This window comes from Nocardia sp. CC213A, assembly GCF_030766805.1.
GTDB lineage: Bacteria > Actinomycetota > Actinomycetes > Mycobacteriales > Mycobacteriaceae > Nocardia > Nocardia otitidiscaviarum.
Window position 1 is genome coordinate 341,382 of the sequence record NZ_JASFXA010000002.1, and the last position, 19,432, is coordinate 360,813.

Annotated in this window: 17 protein-coding genes and 1 pseudogene; 6 read left to right on the forward strand and 12 right to left on the reverse strand. The window is 68.4% G+C overall.

All coding sequences use genetic code 11. From position 1 onward, the window contains the following. The first annotated feature begins 30 nt into the window (after positions 1–30). Positions 31–876, forward strand: coding sequence for a DUF6319 family protein (locus QJS31_RS04690; protein ID WP_306356005.1), 846 nt, complete (start codon positions 31–33; stop codon positions 874–876). 186 nt (positions 877–1,062) lie between these two features. Here the strand turns inward: QJS31_RS04690 and QJS31_RS04695 are convergent, their stop codons facing one another. Continuing rightward, complete coding sequence (locus tag QJS31_RS04695; protein WP_306356006.1) at positions 1,063–2,517, reverse strand: GGDEF domain-containing protein; 1,455 nt, start codon at positions 2,515–2,517, stop codon at positions 1,063–1,065. A gap of 454 nt (positions 2,518–2,971) precedes the next feature. Here QJS31_RS04695 and QJS31_RS04700 point away from each other — a divergent pair, with 454 nt between their 5' ends. The 3 genes from QJS31_RS04700 (at position 2,972) to QJS31_RS04710 (ending at position 5,356) form a co-directional block, all read left to right on the forward strand. Then, entirely contained in the window at positions 2,972–4,705 is a 1,734-nt protein-coding gene (locus QJS31_RS04700) for a sodium:solute symporter family protein (protein WP_282780929.1), read from the forward strand. 29 nt (positions 4,706–4,734) lie between these two features. Then, positions 4,735–4,974 (forward strand): hypothetical protein, encoded by a 240-nt coding sequence (locus QJS31_RS04705; protein ID WP_306356007.1) that lies wholly within the window; start codon positions 4,735–4,737, stop codon positions 4,972–4,974. A gap of 172 nt (positions 4,975–5,146) precedes the next feature. After that, a complete protein-coding gene (locus QJS31_RS04710) occupies positions 5,147–5,356 on the forward strand; it encodes a hypothetical protein (RefSeq protein ID WP_306356008.1) in 210 nt (69 codons plus the stop codon). Positions 5,357–5,440: 84 nt separating this feature from the next. Here the strand turns inward: QJS31_RS04710 and QJS31_RS04715 are convergent, their stop codons facing one another. From QJS31_RS04715 to QJS31_RS04750, 8 genes are all read right to left on the reverse strand, one after another. Then, positions 5,441–7,528, reverse strand: a complete 2,088-nt coding sequence (locus QJS31_RS04715) for a cation-translocating P-type ATPase (protein ID WP_306356009.1) — start codon at positions 7,526–7,528, stop codon at positions 5,441–5,443. Between the two features lie 22 nt (positions 7,529–7,550). Continuing rightward, positions 7,551–7,880, reverse strand: coding sequence for a helix-turn-helix transcriptional regulator (locus QJS31_RS04720; protein ID WP_029931816.1), 330 nt, complete (start codon positions 7,878–7,880; stop codon positions 7,551–7,553). Between the two features lie 78 nt (positions 7,881–7,958). Continuing rightward, positions 7,959–8,291: a YbjQ family protein gene (locus QJS31_RS04725; RefSeq protein WP_039809584.1), complete on the reverse strand. Its 333-nt coding sequence runs from the start codon at positions 8,289–8,291 to the stop codon at positions 7,959–7,961. 366 nt (positions 8,292–8,657) lie between these two features. Then, the gene (locus QJS31_RS04730; RefSeq protein ID WP_306356010.1) at positions 8,658–9,353 is read right to left on the reverse strand and encodes a hypothetical protein; all 696 of its coding nucleotides are present in this window, start codon (positions 9,351–9,353) and stop codon (positions 8,658–8,660) included. Positions 9,354–9,495: 142 nt separating this feature from the next. Further along, on the reverse strand, positions 9,496–10,860 hold the full coding sequence (locus QJS31_RS04735; protein WP_282780938.1) for a PepSY domain-containing protein: 1,365 nt from the start codon (positions 10,858–10,860) through the stop codon (positions 9,496–9,498). A 240-nt stretch (positions 10,861–11,100) separates the two neighbouring features. Further along, a complete protein-coding gene (locus QJS31_RS04740) occupies positions 11,101–11,667 on the reverse strand; it encodes a hypothetical protein (protein WP_282780940.1) in 567 nt (188 codons plus the stop codon). Between the two features lie 79 nt (positions 11,668–11,746). Next, on the reverse strand, positions 11,747–13,405 hold the full coding sequence (locus QJS31_RS04745; RefSeq protein ID WP_282780942.1) for an acyl-CoA synthetase: 1,659 nt from the start codon (positions 13,403–13,405) through the stop codon (positions 11,747–11,749). 164 nt (positions 13,406–13,569) lie between these two features. Continuing rightward, positions 13,570–15,216, reverse strand: a complete 1,647-nt coding sequence (locus QJS31_RS04750) for an acyl-CoA synthetase (protein WP_282780944.1) — start codon at positions 15,214–15,216, stop codon at positions 13,570–13,572. Between the two features lie 222 nt (positions 15,217–15,438). On the opposite strand from QJS31_RS04750, the gene QJS31_RS04755 reads away from it, so the two are divergent. Further along, positions 15,439–16,446 carry a hypothetical protein gene (locus tag QJS31_RS04755; RefSeq protein ID WP_306356011.1) on the forward strand — a complete coding sequence of 336 codons (1,008 nt, stop codon included), beginning with the start codon at positions 15,439–15,441 and terminating at the stop codon, positions 16,444–16,446. Positions 16,447–16,470: 24 nt separating this feature from the next. On the opposite strand, the gene QJS31_RS04760 is transcribed toward QJS31_RS04755, so the two are convergent. Next, positions 16,471–17,367 (reverse strand): CehA/McbA family metallohydrolase, encoded by an 897-nt coding sequence (locus QJS31_RS04760; protein ID WP_306356012.1) that lies wholly within the window; start codon positions 17,365–17,367, stop codon positions 16,471–16,473. Between the two features lie 85 nt (positions 17,368–17,452). Here QJS31_RS04760 and QJS31_RS04765 point away from each other — a divergent pair, with 85 nt between their 5' ends. Beyond that, complete coding sequence (locus QJS31_RS04765; RefSeq protein WP_306356013.1) at positions 17,453–17,764, forward strand: hypothetical protein; 312 nt, start codon at positions 17,453–17,455, stop codon at positions 17,762–17,764. Positions 17,765–17,942: 178 nt separating this feature from the next. Here the strand turns inward: QJS31_RS04765 and QJS31_RS04770 are convergent, their stop codons facing one another. Further along, entirely contained in the window at positions 17,943–18,251 is a 309-nt protein-coding gene (locus QJS31_RS04770) for an HNH endonuclease signature motif containing protein (RefSeq protein WP_306356014.1), read from the reverse strand. A gap of 108 nt (positions 18,252–18,359) precedes the next feature. Then, positions 18,360–19,408: pseudogene (locus QJS31_RS04775) on the reverse strand (DUF222 domain-containing protein); the annotation flags it as partial. Positions 19,409–19,432: the final 24 nt, after the last annotated feature.

Consider the following 19,432-nt stretch of genomic DNA (forward strand, 5'->3'; position numbering starts at 1 on the left):
GCAAGTGTCCACCACCGCTCGGAGTGCCCCATGTCGTCCCGCCGCACCAAGCCACAGCCCTTGTCGGATAGCGAGATTCGGCAGATCGCCACGGATATCGAGGCCGGCCGTCCGCCGATGGTGTGGTTCACGGCCGCGGCGGTCGGGGTGCCGGAGGGGCGGTCCGGGAAGGTGCTCGCACTCGGCGATCCCTCCGAGGGCGATTTCCTACAGATAAAACCGACCGGCTCGAAAGATGTGATGGCCTTCGGCCCCACCGAGGTCACCCTGATCAAACCGGCCCGGCCCCAGAAGGACGCCGCGGCCGGGAAGAAGGCGACCGCCGCCAAGGCCGCGGCCGCCGCGACAACGACCGACGCGAAACCGCCTGTAGCGAAACCGACAACGGCAACCAGGAAGGATTCCACTGTGACGATGTCGTCGCCCGCGACCATGCCATCGGCCCAGCCGAGCGCATCGCCCACCCCCGATCCCGCAGCGGCGCAGCCCGGCTCGGCGGCGGAGCCCGCGGGCACCGCCGCCACCTCCAACAACGACACGGGCAAGGCGGCCAAGCCCGCCGGGTCCCGCCCCGCCCGCAATGCCGCCGCCGCATCCCGCAAGGCCAAGGCCCCGGAGGTGACCGTCACCCTCTCCGGCACCGCCGACGGTGAATGGACCCTCGATGTCGTCAACGGCAAGAAGCGCACCATTCGCGGTCTCTCGGTGCCGAGTTCGTCGGTAGCCCAGGCGGCCAAGATCCTGCACCCGGAGGTGGCCGAGGTGGTCGACTCCGTACTCGAGGCGGTGCGCGGCGCCCAGCGCGCCAAGGTGGAACAGTTGCAGGCCGAACTGGAGAACGCCCGCCGCCTGCTCGACGAGCTCGGCAGCAACTGACCTGCCGTCCCGGCTCTCCCCGCCGCCCGGCTTGTCGCGTCGCCGCGCGCAACCGACTCGGCGCGGGCGCAACGATCCGGTGTGGCCCGGTGTCGGCGCGCCGCCGCGGCCGGATGTGCGAACCGCCCAACCCCGAGCGGGTTGGGCGGGGCGGGACACCGCGCGCGTTCGGCTGGCGGGGTCCGCTCAGACCGCCGTTTCTCGTTGCCGCGCCGGTTGATCGGCGGGCTGGACCGGGGGCGCCTCGTCCTGGAACACGTAGCCGAGTGAGAACTCTTTGGCCTGGTACATGGCCGAATCCGCCTCGCGCAGTAGGTCGTACACGGTGGTGTCGCTGCCCCGTCCGCCGCTGCACGCGACACCGATACTGGCCGCGATCCGGACCTCCGCCGCACTGAGCTCGAACGGTTCACCGAGCGCGGCCAGCAGCCGCTCCGCCAGCAGGGTGGCCTGCTGCCGCCCCACCGGGGTGAGCACCACGAATTCGTCACCGCCGTAGCGGGCGGCGGCGTCGTCGCGCCGGATGATGCGCCGAATCCGCGCCGCCGCATTGGCGATCAACTCGTCACCCACCGCGTGCCCGTAGCTGTCGTTGACCCGTTTGAACCCGTCCAGGTCGATGAACAGCAGCGCCAGCGGCGCCTCACCCCAGCGCTCGCGATTGCGATGCAGCGCCCGCAGCAGTGCCGCGCGATTGAGCAGTCCGGTCAGCATGTCGTGATCGGCTTGATACTGCGCCCGCCGCTCGCTGCGCGCACTGCGTTCGATGGCGCGCTCACTGCGCAGCAGCATTCCGGCCAGCAGCAGCGCGAACAGCGACGACACCACCAGCCGGTCCACCGGATCCAGGCTCGAACCCACCACCGGCACCAGTGACGCCACGATGAGCACGGTGGCGATGATGCTGGCCCGCTGCCGTGACCGGTGCGACAGGATGCGCCGCGGTTCCCCGAGCGTGACCATGGCGGGGTGCAGGGCCGCCACCCCGATCAGCGTGTACGCCAGTTGCAGTGGCACCAGCAGGATCTCGTGCTCGATCACCGCCGATCCGGCCGTCTCCAGGTTGTAGCCCAGATCGCCCGCCAGAATGATCAGCATGGCCAGGTGCACCAGACGCAGGGAGTATTCCGAACGCGCCGAGGTCACCACCGAATGCGCGACCACGGTCAGCATGAGCGCGTCCACCACCGGGTAGGTGGCGGCGGTCAGCGTGGTGAACGAGATCCGCTCGGCCGCGTGCAGGATCGGCGAGATGAGGAAGGTCCACGAGGCCAGCAGCGCACCCAACCCGATGAGCGCGGAATCCAGCAGCAGATCGTGATCGGTGCTGCGCTTGCGGGGCCGCAGCCACAGCACCGCCGCCGCGCCGATACCGCAGTATCCGGTGAGCGTGAACAGGTCGTCGAACGGATGCGTCTGCGAGTGCGTGACATCCCGCAGGACCGTCCCGATGGTGAACTGCACGGCGGAGATCGAGAGCAGATACCACGGCAGCGGCTGCGGGGGTGCGTAGCGGCGCAGCCCCACCCCGATCATGGTCACGCTGGCGATGACGGAAACGCTGAGCGTGAACACACCGAAGGAGCGGGAAGCCAGGAGCAGCAGCAGGGTCAGCAGGCAGAGCAGGAATCCGAACAGCACGGTGCGCCAACAGGATCCGAATAGTCGACCGGGCCTCTCCGTTGGCCCTGCCTCCCTGCCCACCAGCCGCCCCCTTGTGTCCGCTCCGTCCCCGATGAAGCCGCCACCTCATCGTAGGTCCGCGATTCCTCCGCCATGAGGTCACCCGGTGCGCACTGGGCGCGGCTCGTTGGGGGGTGAGGTGAACCCCGTGTACGGCCATACGGTCCCGGGTAGCAGAGTCGATCATGTCACGAAAACAAGCTTCCCGTATCGGACTTGGACGAACACGTAGGACTGCTTTTCGCAAGGTTCGCTCTGCATGCTGCACTGTGAGGCTTCGACTTCGACGGGCAGGCGTGTGACCCGCTGCCAGGCGTGTCCCGCACGATCATCACCGGCGCTACGGACTGGACAGTTAGTATTCGCCGCACGGTTGTTCGTCTCCGCCCGATCGTCTCGTCAGGAGAGCTGTATGCCGTTCCACGTCGCCGGTTCCGCCGACACCCTCACCGCCGTACTCGCCGACGGGCAATTGCGGCTGGATGCCGATCCCGTCGACTACGCGCTGGTGGCGCTGTATTTCCTCTTCGTTCTCGGCATCGGTCTGCTGGCCCGGCAGCGGGTTTCGTCGAGTATCGACTTCTTCCTGTCCGGACGTTCGCTGCCCGCCTGGGTGACCGGTCTGGCCTTCATCTCCGCCAATCTCGGCGCGGTCGAGATCATGGGCATGTCCGCCAACGGCGCGGAGTACGGCATGCCGACCATGCACTACTTCTGGATCGGCGCGGTTCCGGCCATGCTGTTCCTGGGCGTGGTCATGATGCCGTTCTACTACGGCTCCAAGGTGCGCAGCGTCCCGGAGTTCATGCGGCGACGCTTCGGACCGGGCGCGCACCTGGTCAACGCGCTCAGCTTCGCGGTGGCGCAGGTGCTCATCGCGGGGGTCAACCTGTACCTGCTCGGCACCATTCTCAATGTGCTGCTGGGCTGGCCGCTGTGGGTGTCGGTGATGGCGGCGGCGGTGATCGTGCTCTCCTACATCACGCTGGGCGGGCTGTCGGCTGCCATCTACAACGAGGTGCTGCAATTCTTCGTGATCGTGGCCGCGCTGCTGCCGCTGACACTGGTCGGTCTGCACAAGGTGGGCGGCTGGGATGGCCTGCGCGACAAGGTGATCACCGGTCCCGGCGGTGCGCAGCAGGTCGAGGCATGGCCGGGTAATGAGCTGTCCGGTTTCGCGAACAACTTCATGTCCGTTCTCGGCATCGTGTTCGGCCTGGGCTTCGTGCTCTCGTTCGGCTACTGGACCACCAATTTCGTCGAGGTGCAGCGCGCCATGGCGACGCACTCGATCTCCGCCGCGCGGCGCACGCCGATCATCGGCGCGTATCCGAAGATGTTCATCCCCTTCCTCGTCGTCATCCCGGGCATGATCTCCGCGGTGCTGGTGCCGCAGATCGTCGACCTCAAGGCGCGGACCGCGGCGAATCCGGACTACCAGGGTGACACCACCTACAACCAGGCGCTGCTGTACCTCATGAAGGACACGCTGCCCAACGGGCTGCTGGGGGTGGGACTGGCCGGACTCCTCGCGGCGTTCATGGCCGGTATGGCAGCCAATGTCTCGGCGTTCAACACCGTGTTCAGCTACGACCTGTGGCAGCAGTACGTGGTCAAGGACCGGGAGGACGGGTACTACCTGCGCGTTGGCCGCCTGGCCACCGTCGGCGCGACCGTCGCCGCCATCGGCACCGCGTTCATCGCCGGGAATTTCGGCAATATGATGGACTATCTGCAAACGCTGTTCAGCTTCTTCAACGCACCGCTGTTCGCGACTTTCATCTTGGGCATGTTCTGGAAGCGCATGACACCGGCCGCCGGATGGGCGGGCCTGGTGGCCGGAACCGCCTCCGCCATCGTCGTTTTCATCCTGCACGAGGCCGGTGCCTTCCATTTGTCCGGGCAGGGTTCGAGTTTCGTGGCGGCGGGCGTGGCGTTCGTGGTGGATATCGTGGTCAGCGTGGTCGTCACCCAGGTGTCGCAGCCCAGGCCCGCGGCGGAACTGGTCGGCCTGGTCTACTCCGAGACTCCCAAAGAGGTGCGCACCGACCCGGAATCGGACACGCTGCCCTGGTACCAGCGACCCGTCCTGCTGGCCGGTATCGCCCTGGTCATCGTCATCGCCCTCAATATCTTCGTCGGCTGACCGCACCCGCCGGATAGGAAAGGCCCGCCATGCTGTTCGATATCCGCACCATCGTCGGCGCACTGCTCGCCTGCTACGGCCTCATCGTCCTGGTGACGGGCCTGACCTACGACGCCGCCGAACAGGAGGCCAAAACCGGCGGCATCGACATCAACCAATGGACCGGCATCGGCATGCTCATCGCCGCCGCCGTCTTCTTCACCTGGGTCCGCCTCCGCCCCGTCCAGGTCTCACCCACCCTGCCGGAGGACGAGAAGCCCGCCGAATAGCTCCGCGTCGGAGAGGCGCGCGGGCGCGTCGCCCGCGTGTCCGCCGCGGCATCGGTAACGAACGATCGCCGCACTCCCGACACACAGACGTGGATGGAAGACGACGCGGTCCTCGTCCCCGTCGCCGCCGGTCGGCACCGTGCCACCGGAAAGCATCACCGAAGGTGAGCCAATGGAGTACTTCGCGCCCCGCTCGCTCGAACTCGTCGACTGCTCGGTCGAAGTGGAGAACCTGACCAGACTGGACCTCTCGAACGTGCTGGCCCTACACCGGGATTGCGATCCGGGTATCTGCTCCCTGCATTCCCGCGCCGCATCCCTGCTCGGCATCGCCCACGGCTCGGCACCCGCGCGTCGGCACCCGCGGCTACCGAACCACTGAGGATCGAACCGCGCCGGCGGCAGCGCGGTTCGCCCGCGTGTCTTCGGTGGTCTCGGGTTCGGTGTCGTCGTTCTGGAAGCGAAATCACCGAGGCGGCATTGCCTTTCGTTCCGACGGACGAATCGTCAGGCCGATGGGTGCGGGTTCCGCGCAGCAGTCACAGGCCGGGGTGGCTGCCGACGGTCGTGTGGCGCGGATGTCGAACGATGGGGGAGTACCGACCGGTTGCATGGTTGACAAATCGGCACGACGGCGCAGCCGGGCGGCGCGGACGCCGTTGGCGATGACGAAGACCTCGGCGAGTTCGTGGATGAAGACCACGGTGGCCAGGCCGAGGACGCCGGTGGCGGCGAGCGGGACCAGCGACAGCACGATCGCGGCCGACAGGCCCATGTTCTGGAGCATGATCGCGCGGGCGCGGCGGGCGTGCCGGACGGCGTGCGGCAGTTGGCGCAGGTCGTGCCCCAGCAGTGCGATATCGGCGGTCTCGATGGCGACATCGGTTCCCATGGCGCCCATGGCGATTCCGATATCGGCGGTGGCCAGCGCGGGGGCGTCGTTGACGCCGTCGCCGACCATGGCGACCGCGCCGGGGCGCTCCCGGCGCAGCCGGGCGATGTGGTCGGCCTTGTCGGTGGGAAGCAGTTCGGCATGGACGTCGTCGATACCCGCCCGTGCGGCGAGCGCGGCCGCCGTGCGGGCGTTGTCGCCGGTCAGCATGACCACCCGCACCCCGGCCCGGTGGAGGTCGGCGACGGTGTCGGCGGCCTCGGGGCGCAGTTCGTCACGGATGCCGACCAGTCCGATCAGGGCGTGATCGTATTCGAGCAGCGCGACCGTCGCACCGGCGTCCTGGAGTCGATCGACATGGTCGGCGAGTGCGCCGGGACTGATCCAGCCGGGCTTGCCGAGGCGGGCCGCCCGCCCGTCCACGATGCCCTCGATCCCCGCACCGGGAACGGTGGTGACGTCCCGTGCGGGTGCGGTGGGTGCGGGTGCGTCGGCCAGAATCGCGGCGGCGAGCGGATGTTCACTGCGCGCCTCCAGCGCGGCGGCGAGCGCGTGGACCCGTTCGCGGGAATGGTCCGCGGTGGGAACGATCTCGACGACGGTGGGCCGGTTGCGGGTCAGCGTGCCGGTCTTGTCCAGCGCGACCGTGCGCACCGCGCCCAGCGCTTCCAGTGCCGCGCCGCCCTTGACCAGCACCCCGAGCCGGGTGGCGGCGCCGACCGCGGCGATGACGGTGACCGGCACCGAAATGGCCAGGGCGCACGGGGCGGCGGCCACCAGCACCACCAGCGCACGTTCGAACCACAGCGCCGGATCGCCGAAAACAGCGCCGAGCGCGGCGATTCCGGCGGCGAGCACCATGACCGCGGGCACCAGGGGGCGGGCCAACCGGTCGGCCAGCCGCTGCCGGGAACCCTTGCGCCGCTGGGCATCCTCGACCACGCGGACGACCTTGGCCAGCGAATTGTCCGCCACGGTAGCGGTCGCCCACACCACCAGCGCGCCGTGGGCATTGATCGACCCGGCGAACACCGCGTCACCCGGGCCGACCTCCACCGGCACCGACTCCCCGGTCACCGCGGCGGTGTCCAAACTCGAACGCCCTTCGCGCACCATGCCGTCGCTGGCGATCCGGTCACCCGCCCGCACCAGCATCAGGTCCCCGACCAGCAGTTCACCGGGCTCGATGGTGGTCTCGCGGCCGTCGCGCAGCACGCGCACCCGTTCCGGCACCAGGGTGAGCAGCGCCCGCAACCCCTGGCGGGTGCGCGCGAGCGAATAGTCCTCCAGGGCTTCGCTGATGGAGAACAGGAACGCCAGCATCGCCGCCTCGGCGAACTGCCCCAGCGCCAGCGCGCCGATCAATGCGATCGTCATCAGCGTGGCGACGCCGATCCGCCGCCGCGGCAGTGCCCGCACCGCAGCCGGTGCGAAGGTCGCCCCGCCGACCGCCGCCGCTGCCAGGTGCGCCGCGGTCGCCCCGGCCTCGAAACCGGACCAGCCCGCCGCGAAACCGCCCAGCAGCAGCACCCCCGCCACACCGGCCAGCCGGAGTTCCCGCACCTGCCACAACCGCTGCGGGCGTTCGCCTCCGGCATCCGGCGCGGCCGCGTTCCCGCGCTCGCCGGGGCCTTCGTCGATGCCGCAGCACCCGTCGCTCATCGTCGCACTCGCTCTCGTGTACTCAGCAGCAGTCCTGGGCTTCGGCGGCGGGGCAGCACGCGGGGTCCACCGCCAACACCACACCCAGCAGATCCCCCAGCGCGGCCGCGATACGCCGGTCGGCCAGCTCGTACCGATTGCGCCGTCCCTCCGGCACCGCCACCACCAGACCGCACCCCCGCAGGCAGGCAAGGTGATTCGACAGAATCTGCCGCGACACCCCGATCCGCTCCGCCATCTCCGACGGATACGCGGGTCCGTCCCGCAGGCTCAACAGGATCCGGGTACGCGTCGGGTCGGACAGCGCATGCCCGAACCGAGCCAACGCGTCCGAGTGCAGCAGGGTCTCCATAAACCCTGACGTTACATCAGAATCTGTATACAGAAAAGCATGAACAATCTATGCCGCTGCCGGGTGACGGCGCGCTGGCTACGGCGCGGCTTGGACGGGCCGGATCCGCACGGCCGTACCGTAGGCCGCCACCTCGCTCATGGTGCCCGCGATCTCATTGCAGTCGAAGCGCATGGCCACAATGGCATTCGCCCCCAGCGAGATGGCGTGCTGGCACATGCGCATGATCGCCTCGTGCCGGGACTGGTACAGCAGCTGGGTGTACTCGTGAATCTCCCCGCCGCCCAGGGAACGGAAGGTCGCGCCGATATTCGACCCGATACTGCGACTGCGCACCGTCAACCCGGCCACCTCCCCGAAAACCTGCACGATGTCCTGGCCGGGCACATCGTTCATGGTGGAGACTAGAATCGGGAACTGCGGCCCCGGCTGCTGCTGCGGGTAGGGCTGCTGTGCGTACGGTTGCTGCGGCGGGTACTGCGGCTGCTGCGGCGGCATGGGATGACTCACAGATCCGCAGCGTACGGGGGCGATCGGCGTCGGCGCTTCCCGGGCACGCGACCCAGCGGCGAGCACCGGAGCTGAATCATCTGGCGATCCCGTTCGCGCGGATCGAATCCGTGACCGTCGTCCATCTCGATGGGGCGCGCTCGGCTGCGGGGTGGCGTGGTCGAACGCCGCCGACGCGGTACGACTGGCCGAGCGGTGGCCCGAGGGTGTCCCCACCGAGGAGCGGTAACCCCGCCCGGTCGGTGGCCGGGCGGGGTCGGTCTCGTCTCAGTCGGCGGGCTGGGGGAGCGGTGCGTTGATGGTGTTGAAGTAGTCGATGATCGACGCCACCGCCACCGGGGCGGTGATCAGCACCGTGCCCGCGATGCCGATCAGGCTCGCGCCCGCCGCCGCGCCGACCAGGCAGCCGACGATCGGGCCGGCACCGAACAGCGTGGCGACGACGCCCGTCGCGATCGTGCCCGCGACCGCGCCGAGGGCGCAGCCGACGAGACCGCCCAGCACGGTCGTGGTCAGCCCGGCCAGGGTGCCCGCCAAACCGATGCGGGAGGTCATCCGGGACCAGGCGGCCTTCTCCCGCTCGTACTCGTTCTTGAACTCGGCCTTGTCCTCGAACGGCAGCGAAACAGGCTGGTAGACAGCATGTTCGCGGTCGATCTGCGGCGTCAGGGTCGCGGTGTGCCCGGAGACCTCCGCGGCGACGGGGAAGACGAAATCGTCCACCCGCACCCGGAGGGGCGCGCCCGCCATGACCGTGCCGTCGGCCGACTTGATCGCCAGCACACCGTTCGCCACCTCCAGCGAACCGATATCGGTGGCGAGCGTCAGGCTCCGCTCCTGCGCCTGGTAGGAGACATTGACCGGGGCGGGCCCGGTCGGCGCGTCGGCGTGGCCGGTGCCGGTGGCGACGCCGAGGGCGGCGACGAGCAGGGCCGAGGTGGCGGCGAACTTGTTGATCTTCATCAGGTGAATTCCTTGGATTGTCGCGCAGGGTCCAGCGCGCCGCCTCCATGCCAGTGAACAGGCGACGTGACCCTGAGGATGGACGGACCGCACCGGCGGCACGGCGGGGATGCCGTGTCGCCGCGGTGCAGTCGGAGTTGAGTTAGGCCGAGGCCCGGCGGCGTGCGATCAGACCGACCACCACGTCTACGACGAGGAAGCCGAGCACGCTGAGCCCGATGAGCGGAGCGAACCAACCCACCACCACGGCCGCGGCCGCGAACGGCAGCAGCAGCCACAGCGGCGTCTGCCGCAGCACCCCGCGTCGCGGGGCCTTGCCGACAGCGAAAGCCTTGGCGTCCTTGGTCGGCCGCCGCCGCCACCACATGAGGTAGCCGCGCACGATCACCGTGATCAGCCCGACCATGACGGCCAACAGCAACAGCTGGTTGGCCAGGCCGAACATCAGGCCCATATGGAACTGGATACCCCAGCTGGTCAACTTGGCCGCGAGCGAATAGTCCGCGAACCGCAGCAGGTCGGTGACCTCACCGGTCGCGCCGTTCACGGCGATGGAGTCGGTGGTGAGCACCCCGGGCATCCGGCGTTCCTTGGCGATGAACGCCACGCCCTCCGCCGCCGGAATGCTGATCTCCACGGGTGATTCGATGCCGTTGGCGCGCACCACGCCGTACACCAGATCGGCCTGCTCGATCGCCTTGCCAGACGGCGAGGCCGCCTCCGGGTCCGGCATGGCGTGGTGGGAATGATCACCGGCGGCGGGCGCGGACGGCGTCGCGGCACCCGGCAGCTCGGAACTCACCTTCGGGGTGGTCCAGCTCATCTCCTCGCGGATCTTCGAGATGTTCTCACCGGCGTAGGTGGACCAGGTCATACCGGTCACCGACAGCAGCAGCACGATCGGCAGAATCCACACGCCCACGGCCGCATGCCAATTCAGCGAACGGCCACGCGGGCGGGAACGATCCGGCCACAGCAGCCAGCGCGCGGACCGGCGCTCGCGCCGAGCGCGCACCCGCCGGATCCACAGCACCAGCCCGGCCAGGGCGATCACCCACAGCCAGGAGGCGGCCAGCTCGCTGTAGAGGCGACCCGGTTCACCCAGGTGCAGGTCACGGTGCAACTGGTCGATCCAGGTGCGCATGGGCAGCGCACCCGAGCTGCCGTAGACGACGCTGTCGCCCAGCGGCTCGGCGGTCACCGGATCCACGAAGACGGCGCGCCGCTCGGACGCTCCGAGTGTCGGGTCCGTGAAGATCACACGGGTGGTGTCCCCGGTGCCCTGCGCCGGGGCGACCGCCGCCAGCGCCAGGTCCGGCTGCTGCGCGACAGCGGCGCGGATCTGATCCGACAGCGGCTTGACCGGGCCGGTCGAATCGGTGTGCAGCAGGCCCCGTTCGGTGATGTTCTCCAGGGTCGGGGCAATGGCGTAGAGCGCGCCCGTGACGGCCGCGATCAGGATGAACGGGGCGACGAAAACGCCCGCGTAAAAATGGAGTCTCAGCATCAGCGCTTGAAAAGCGCCGCCTGCTCTCTTCTTACCGCCCGCGGATTCGACGGATGAATCCGTTTCCGGGGTAGGCGAAATAGGCGGTGTCGTCTCGACACCGCTATCCGTGGTGGTCACTAGCGGACTTTCTGTTCGAGGGGCAGCCTGGATGCGCGGAATACCGCATGCCGCATCGGCATACGTGGACAGCGCGATCACACGGACGGGAAAATCCGTGTTCCGGGCAAGAAAGGAGAATCAGCCTCGAACGAGAACGGGTGGCCCGCGGGTGCGCAGTGCATCGGCGGCGAAGAGCCGCAGCACGATCCGATCGCGGTGCTCGATGGGCAGCGCGGGCGGCCCCGCGAGCACCGGCAGCACGACGGGTGCCGGCAGCACCCGCGCCATCACGGCGGTGACGATCCGATAGGCGGCCTCCGCGCCCAGGATCACGACAGCCGCGGCGACGGCGGCCACGATATGCGCCAGCAGCATGGACGGCGTCCACACCGACTGCTGGTGGTGATGCCCGCCGCCGGCACCCCACGACATGGCGAGGTGGCCCAGCAGCTGTCCACCCACCAGCGCACCCACCAGCCCGACGGCGGTGGTGCGCAGCGAGCGCACCCCGGCGGTCAGCGCGCCCACGGCGGCACAGCCCGCGATGAGCAGTGACAGCGCGCCGGAATCGGGGGCCATGGCGCCGGAGGCCCAGCCGTGCGCGGCGACGGCCAGCGCCCCGGAAATCGAACCGGCCGCCCCACCGCGCAATACCGCGGCATCACCGCGGAAATGCGCCGTAGAGCGGCCGGACTCGAAACTCACCCGCTGATGATAGCGGTCCCTGGATTCCGGACTCCACACCCGCTACCCGCCGGGGTGCGGATGGAGTGGTCGCGTCGAATTACTCCGCCGGAACTTCCATTTCGACCAGCGGTTTGCGCAGCAGTTTGCCGGTGGCATTGCGCGGCAGCTCGTCGAGGAAGATCACCTCGCGCGGCACCTTGTAGCGCGCCAGGTTCTCCTTCACGAAATCCTTGATCTCCTGGGCATCGCGCTGGGAATCCGGACCCGGAACCACGATGGCGCGCAACCGCTTTCCGAAGTCGGCATCGTCCACGCCCACCACGGCCGCCTCCAGCACGTCGGGGCGGTTGGAGATGAGGTGCTCCACCTCCTGCGGGAAGACGTTCTCGCCGCCGGAGACGATCATGTCGTCGTCGCGGCCGTCGATGAACAGCAGGCCGTCGGCGTCGAAGTGACCCACGTCGCCCGAGGACATGAGGCCGTCCACGAACTCCTTGGTGCGGCCGTCGGTGTACGCCTTGAATGAATGCGCGTTGCCGATGAAAATGGTGCCCGTCACGCCCGGCTTGGTGATGAGCTTACGGTTCTCGTCGTACAGCGCGAGGGTGATGCCGACCGGTGGGCGGCCCGCGGTGGTCGGCGACTTGCGCAGCTCATCCGGGGTGGCCACGGTGATGACCGCGCATTCGGTGGAGCCGTACAGGTTGTAGAGCGTCGGGCCGAAGTAGTCCAGGCTGCGGGTGACCACGTCCGGCGGGATGGCCGAACCGGCGGCGAAGATGACGCGCAGCGACGCCTTCGGGTTGTACTTGGCCAGCACCTCGGGCGGCAGGTCGAGCATGCGCTGCAGCATGGTCGGCACCACGGTCAGGCCCTGCGCCCGGTACTTCACGATATTGGCGATCGTGAGCTCCGGGTCGAAGCGGCGCTGTTGGAAGACCACCTTGTTGCCCAGTGCGATGGACAGGGTGAACTGCGACAAGCCGGTGCCGTGGAAGATGGGCGCGGCCATCACCATGGTGCCGTTGCGCGGCAGCGGAATTCGATCCAGGAACTGGGCCGAGATGAACGGACTCACCTTGTCGCGCGGCGCACCCTTCGGGGTACCGGTGGTGCCGGAGGTCAGGATGACCATGCCGCCCGGCTTCTCCGGGGGTGCGATGGGCGCGCTGGACTGCCCCTGCGACACCGACTCGATGGTGGGGATGGCCGGATCGGCGTTGTCCTTCTCGTCCACCCAGGTGAGGATGCGCGGAATGTCCTCGGGAATGGCGCTCATGAGCTCGAAGAACTCACTGTCGTGCAGCACCGCCTTGACCTGCTCGCGGGCCGCCACATCGGCGAACTGCGGCTTGGCGAAGCCGGTGTTCATGAGGACGGCGCGCACCCCGAGCTTGCCGGTGGCGAGCAGGCTCAGCACCATGCCGCGATGATCGCGGGCCAGCACCGCCACCACATCACCGGGCCGCAGCCCGCGCGCGCTGAGTCCGCGCGCGAAGGCGTTGGACAGTTCGTCGAGCTGCTTGACCGACAGCTCACCGCGCTCGTCGATGATGGCGGCGTGCGGGTTGGTCTGCGCGGCATGCATGACGACGCCGGCGAACGGGCCGAACTTGAGCACGTTCAGCGCGGATTTGACGGCATGATCGGGGCGCAGTGGATTGAACAGGCCCCGCTTCATCATGGCGTTCACGCTGAGCGCCGTGTCGCTGACCTTTTTCAACGCGCCGTTTGCCGTCGGACGGGCAACTGACATGGGTACAACCATTCCCGCGATCCCCCTGCCGGACGAGTCGGCCGGGTGGACCGCGACATCGAGATCCAGTGCGCTTGCAGCCTAGCAAGCGCAGGCAGAAAGGTTGTGGCTCAGGTCTCTGTTACCTCAAGTAGCGCTTAATGCGGTCGGAATGTGACCCCCGGCTACACCTCGTACTCGACCAGCACGCGCCGCAGCAGCTTGCCGGTGGTGTTGCGGGGCAGGTCGTCGAGGAAGATCACCTCGCGCGGCACCTTGTAGCGGGCCAGATTGCCCTTCACGTACGCCTTGATCTCCTCGGCGTCCGGGCTCGCGCCCGGTTCCGGAACGATGAAGGCGCGCAAGCGCTTTCCGAACTCCACATCGTCCACGCCGACCACCGCCGCGTCGAAGACGTCCGGCCGCTCCAACAGCAGGTTCTCCACCTCCTGCGGGAAGACGTTCTCCCCGCCCGAGACGATCATGTCGTCGTCGCGGCCGTCCACGAACAGCAGGCCGTTGTCGTCGAAATGCCCGACGTCACCGCTGGACATGTACCCGTCGATGATCTGCTTGTGCCGCCCGTCGGTGTAGCCCTCGAAGGGTGCGCCCGAGCGGATGAAGATACGGCCGGTGACATTCTTGGCGTGGATGCGCTTGTCGTCATCGTCGAACAGCGCGACCTCGCAGGTCAGCGGCGATTTGCCCGCTGTTCCCGGTGCCTTGGCCAGATCCTCTGGCCGCGCCACCGTCGCCACCGCGCATTCGGTCGAGCCGTACAGGTTGTACAGCACCGGCCCGAAAACCTCCTGCGTGCGCACGCTGAGCTCGGGCGACAGCGCCGAACCCGCGATGACGATGCCTTGCAGCGACGAGGTGTCGTACTTCTCGCGGATGGCCGGATCCAACTCCACCATGCGGTGCACCATGGTCGGCACCGCCACCAGCATGTCCGCCTTGTGCTCGTCGATCAGTCGCAGCGTGCGTTCCGCGTCGAACCGGCGGACCAGCACCACCTTGTTGCCCAGTGCCGTGCCGACCAGCCAGGTGCCCATGCCGGTGCTGTGGAAGATGGGGGAGACGATCACCATGGTGCCCTGGCGCGGGAAATCGATACGGTCCACCATCTGCACGGTGCCGATCGGGCCGACCTTGGTGCGCGGCGCGCCCTTGGGCAGGCCGGTGGTGCCGCTGGTGAGAATGATGAAACCGCCCGGCTTCTGCGGGGCGGGCAGCCGCTCGGTGGAGTTCTCCGCCATCAGCGTGTCGAGCGTCGTCGCCCCCGCCGGGACCTCGTGCCCCTCGTCCACCCAGGTGAGTACGCGCGGCAACTCCGGCGGCAGGGCGTCGAGCAGGCCGAGGAACTCGCTGTCGTGCAGCACCGCCTTGACGTTCTCGCGGGCGCACACCTCGGCGAACTGTGGCTTGGCGAATCCGGTGTTCATCAGCGCGGAGCGCACGCCGAGCTTCCCGGCGGCCGCCAGCGAGAGCAGCAGCCCGCGGTGGTCGCGGGCCAGGATGCCGATCACCATGCCCGGCTGGATGCCCATGGCCTGGAGTCCCCGGGCCACCGCCGTCGAGCCCTCGTCGAGTTCGCGGTAGGTCATCTCGCCGCGTTCGTCGGCCAGCGCCGGGCGGTCCGGCCACACCCGCGCGGCATGCTGCACCATGGTGGCCTGCGGCCCGAAAACCTTGGCCTCCCGCATGGTTCGCAGGGTTTCCATGGGATTGCGGGGATCGCTGATGCCGACCTCCCGCAACCGCCCCAGACCCTTGATCACCTCTCCGGTGTGGGTCATGCGCTGCTGCACCGAATGCAGAATCGAGGCCATCTCGATCAACCTCCGAACTCGTGGTCGTGCCGGTTCGACGCCGCACGACACCCTGCGATTGGCGCAACGGTAGCAGCGGAGTGTGACCGACGTTACAGAAATCCGGTCAGATCGGACAACGCGGCCGGGTGCGTCCACCGACCAGGCGTTTTGCCGCGGCGGGCCGGGTGAAGCGATCCAAGGGGTGACCGGCGGGTGCTCGCCGGTGGTTACATGGACCGGGTGACCGATTCCACGGAGTTGCTCTTCGGTGTGTACGCGGCGGGGCAGGTCAGCACGGTGGCCGGGCCGCCCGACGACCGCGCCGCCATCGCGGATCTGGTGCGACGGCTACCGGGGGACGCGCCGTTCGTGGTGCGGGAGTACCTGCACTACCTGGGTACTCCACCGGACCCGGAACGGGCTGCGGTCCTGCACCCCGAACGCGTCTACGGCGAGCTGACCATGCCGGATCGGTGGTATCTGGAGGGGCACCGGCAGTTGGACCTGGTGCTCTGCTACCTGCCCACTGCCGTCGACGTGGACGGCTGGCTGAATTTCATCGACCGGGCCATCGACCGGTACGGGCGGATCGTGCGCTACCTCCAGATCACCCTGGAACCCAATTTCGACATCCCGTGGATCGACGGCAGTTCCCCCGGCGTGGTGGCGGCCCTGGTGCGCGGCATCGCGCATGCGCGCAAGGCGCTCGACACGGTGGGCCTGGACGCGGTGCGCATCGGATTCTCGGTGGCCGAATCACCGGACTGGATGGGCGGTGACGCGGCCTTCTGGGAGCAGTTGGCGGCCGTACCCGCACACGAATTCGCCGACCTGGTCGACTATGTCGGGCTGGCGCTGTATCCCGATGCCTTCTCCCCGGTCGCACCGCACGGCTCGCCCGGCGATATCGATTCGCAGGTGAAGCACGCCATCCGGCAGCTGCGCGAGGAGTCGCTGCCCAAGGCGCACATAGAATCTCACGTACCGATCCACATCTCGGAATGCGGCAGCATCACCGGCCCGGAGCGCACCCCCGAACACCAGGCCGACAGCATCGACCACCTGGTACGCGCCGTCGCGGCGGTGCGAAGCCGCCACCACGTGACCCATCTCGAACTCTTCGGCCTGCGCGACGCCGACTCCGCTCAGCCGGAACCCATGGCGCAGTTGGGAATCGCGACCAGCGACTACCGCCCCAAGGCGGCCTTCGAGACCTATCGCCGCCTGGTGGAGGAGTTCAGCGCCTGACGCTCGGCCCCGGACCCCTGAAACTCACTGCCGCCGAATCGGGTTGCTCCAGGCCCGGTTGCCCGCCACGTCTGTGACCGTCACCCGCACGTACGCGCTGCGCGCGAACATGTCCAGCGGCAGCCGACACTCGGTCAACCCGTCACCCATTCGCCACTGCGCCCCGGGAACCGATCCGGTTACCACGATCTTGTGCACCGGCGAGCATCGAATCCCGATCCGCCCGCTCTCGATCTCGATGGCGTGAATCTCCGGCCCGGTACTGGAGTAGTAGTGCCCGGCCTTCAACGCGATCAGCAAAGCATCAGGATCGAGGGATTCGGCACGCACCTGCACCCAGGCATCGCGCCCGGCCGGATCCTGCGGCTGGAAGTGACAGTCGTCGGCCGCATACGCGTCGAGCCGATACCCCCGCCCCAGCAGCACATCATAGAGATGCAGACTGTCCCCTCGATCCTCCCGCGCCGCAAGCGAATTGAACACCTCCACCGCATGCGCCGCATCCAGCGTCGCCGCATCCTCGACGGTCGACAAAGCCGCCGCCGGATGCGCCATCCCGATGAAAGCCCCCGCCGCCCGCGCCCGCCGCGCCAACTCCGGCCCACTCTCGGACGGCTCCGGCGGCGCGAACCCCACCGGCAACCCCACCGCGACAATATGCCACCTACTGGCGAATTCCGTCCGCGGAGCCTCCAACTCGGCCCCGAGCAATGTGGTGAAACCGTCGGTTCGGAGGGCCCGCGTATCCGTGAGTGGAAATCCGTACTCCGGACGGAAATGGTCGGTGACGGCAACGAAGTCGTACCCCGCCTCCCGATACCGCCGACAGACCTCCTCCGGTGCCAGCGCGCCATCCGACCGGTTCGAGTGACAGTGCAGATTCCCCCGCCAAAAGCGCCCCGGCATCTCGAAGATCGACATCTGCCGATTGTAGAGGCGGTGTTGTGTGGTGCGCCTCGTGGTGAGCTGAAAGAATCAAAGTGCTTGTTGCGTAATAGAATATGTGGTGAAGCGCGCCATCACAATCGCCGCGGCCGGTATAGCACTCACCGGTTTCGCTGCCGGAACCGCGGCGGCCGGAACGGTCGAAGGCGGCACCTACCCCAATCGCGCGGCGTGTGAGAGCGCCGGGCAGGCCCGTCTCGGCGGCACGATCATCGGCTACCGCTGCAGCGCCACCGCCCCGAACCCCAACACCGACGGCTACTACTACGTCCTTCGTCTCGAAACCAAGGACGCCAACCGTCCCTGTCAGAACGGTGGCAGTGGTTCCGCCTCCGCTTCGGTCGAGTTGATGTGCCTGTTCGGATCTCGCTGACCGCGTGCTCGAACTAGAAAGCCGGGCGCGCCCCAATCGACGCGTGTCCGGCATTTTCGCTGCGCCTGGTCGTGATCTGGCTGCGGCGGCTGCCGTGTCGTGGTGCGGTGGCTGGGGCTTACCACCGTGTCGTGGTGCGGCGGCTGGTAGCCCGTCCGCAAAGGGTGTGGTGGTGGGCTTATTGCCGTAACGGTGGCGGTGGTAGCCCGGCGTCCTGCCTGACGCGCAGCCGGTGGATGGCGGGGCCGAGGAGTTCGTCGCCGTGGTGGCGGTGGTTGACCCGCCGCCCCCGTGCCGGGTCGTGGTGAGTCGGGGGCCGCCACCCGGTACGACCCGGATACGTAGTGTGCGCACCCAGACGTTCGGTGGCCCACCCGGTCGGGTCGTCGGCGTCCTCGGCGACCTGGGCATGATGCCGATCGCACACCAGGGTCAGGTTGTCGATATCGGTGCCACCCCCGTGTGCCCACGGGATCAGATGGTGCACCGCGCACATCGTCGCGGGCGCGTCACAACCAGGGAAGGTACAGCCACGGTCGCGGGCCACACACGCCAACCGCTGCCAGCGCGACGCGAGGCGTTGTCCGCGCCCGAGGTAGAGGGGGACGCCGTCGCGGCCGAAGAGCAACAGCCACGGGTAGCGGCCTGCGGCCAGCCGCAACGCGGCCGGGATCGACATGGTCGTGCCCGCGGCGGTGACCGCGTGCCCGGTGCCGCGTTCGAGGTCCTCGAGGCGCATGGTGAGCACGACCGAGACGGGCATCCCCGGTGACTGCCGAGGGTTTTCGATCCGCCGGTGGCGGTCAGGAACGCCGCCACAGCATCATGGTTGCGTTGGGCGATGGTGCGGGTGTCGCGTTCGGCGGCGGCTTCGAGGGTCTTGGGGTCGATCGCGCGGGCACCGAGGGTGGGGCTGTCGGGGTCGGCGGGGTTGCACATGCCCGGTCGCGATCCCTTGGCGAGTACCGCGTCCAGCAGCGCCCGCAGGTGTGGGGTGAGCAGTCCGCTGATTTCGGTCATGCCGTCGATGCGTTGACGTCCCACCGTGATCCTCCGGACGCGGTCGCGGTCGCGGTCGTCGGTCAGGGTGCCGTCGGGGTCGAGGTGGGCCAGGATCGATTCCCCGACCGTGACCACTGCTTCGGGGGTCATCGTGCAGGCGTGTTCGGCCAGCAGTCGTTCGGCCTCTACCCGCAATTCGGTCGGTACGGCGGCGGGGATGCGGTCCATCACCGCCATGATGCGCCGCGCGTGTTCGATCGACAACCGCCCGGCGGTTTGGTGGGCGGCGGTGCGCGGGTATTCCGGTTCCCGGTCTTCTCCGTGCACGAAATGGAACACGCCGAGTTTCTGTGCTGCGCGGCGTCGTGCTCCGGCCTCGGCCATCGAGATCCGCAGGGTTTCGCTCAAATACTTGGCCAGGCTCTTGCATCCGGCGCGTTCGGGCAGGTGCCGGTCGCTGGTCTCGATGACCAGGCGATGCGACACCGCGCCCAGTCGGGCGCGGACGGCTTCGACGCGTCGCATCAGTTCCACGAAGTCGGTGTCGGTGTAGTGGGTGAGGTCTTCGTCGAGCAGGGCGGTGGTCGCGGTTGTCAATTCCTCCACGACCGCGAATACCTCACCCGCCCGGCTCGTATTCATGCCGTAATTCTATCGGGAAAGGAA

What these genes read in the sequence shown, in the direction of transcription:
- QJS31_RS04715 (WP_306356009.1), bottom strand. Translation starts at nt 7,528, where the DNA reads ATGAGCGACGGGTGCTGCGGCATCGACGAAGGCCCCGGCGAGCGCGGG.
- QJS31_RS04730 (WP_306356010.1), bottom strand. Translation starts at nt 9,353, where the DNA reads ATGAAGATCAACAAGTTCGCCGCCACCTCGGCCCTGCTCGTCGCCGCC.
- QJS31_RS04750 (WP_282780944.1), bottom strand. Translation starts at nt 15,216, where the DNA reads ATGGCCTCGATTCTGCATTCGGTGCAGCAGCGCATGACCCACACCGGA.
- QJS31_RS04710 (WP_306356008.1), top strand. Translation starts at nt 5,147, where the DNA reads ATGGAGTACTTCGCGCCCCGCTCGCTCGAACTCGTCGACTGCTCGGTC.
- QJS31_RS04690 (WP_306356005.1), top strand. Translation starts at nt 31, where the DNA reads ATGTCGTCCCGCCGCACCAAGCCACAGCCCTTGTCGGATAGCGAGATT.
- QJS31_RS04700 (WP_282780929.1), top strand. Translation starts at nt 2,972, where the DNA reads ATGCCGTTCCACGTCGCCGGTTCCGCCGACACCCTCACCGCCGTACTC.
- QJS31_RS04735 (WP_282780938.1), bottom strand. Translation starts at nt 10,860, where the DNA reads ATGCTGAGACTCCATTTTTACGCGGGCGTTTTCGTCGCCCCGTTCATC.
- QJS31_RS04720 (WP_029931816.1), bottom strand. Translation starts at nt 7,880, where the DNA reads ATGGAGACCCTGCTGCACTCGGACGCGTTGGCTCGGTTCGGGCATGCG.
- QJS31_RS04760 (WP_306356012.1), bottom strand. Translation starts at nt 17,367, where the DNA reads ATGTCGATCTTCGAGATGCCGGGGCGCTTTTGGCGGGGGAATCTGCAC.
- QJS31_RS04745 (WP_282780942.1), bottom strand. Translation starts at nt 13,405, where the DNA reads ATGTCAGTTGCCCGTCCGACGGCAAACGGCGCGTTGAAAAAGGTCAGC.
- QJS31_RS04705 (WP_306356007.1), top strand. Translation starts at nt 4,735, where the DNA reads ATGCTGTTCGATATCCGCACCATCGTCGGCGCACTGCTCGCCTGCTAC.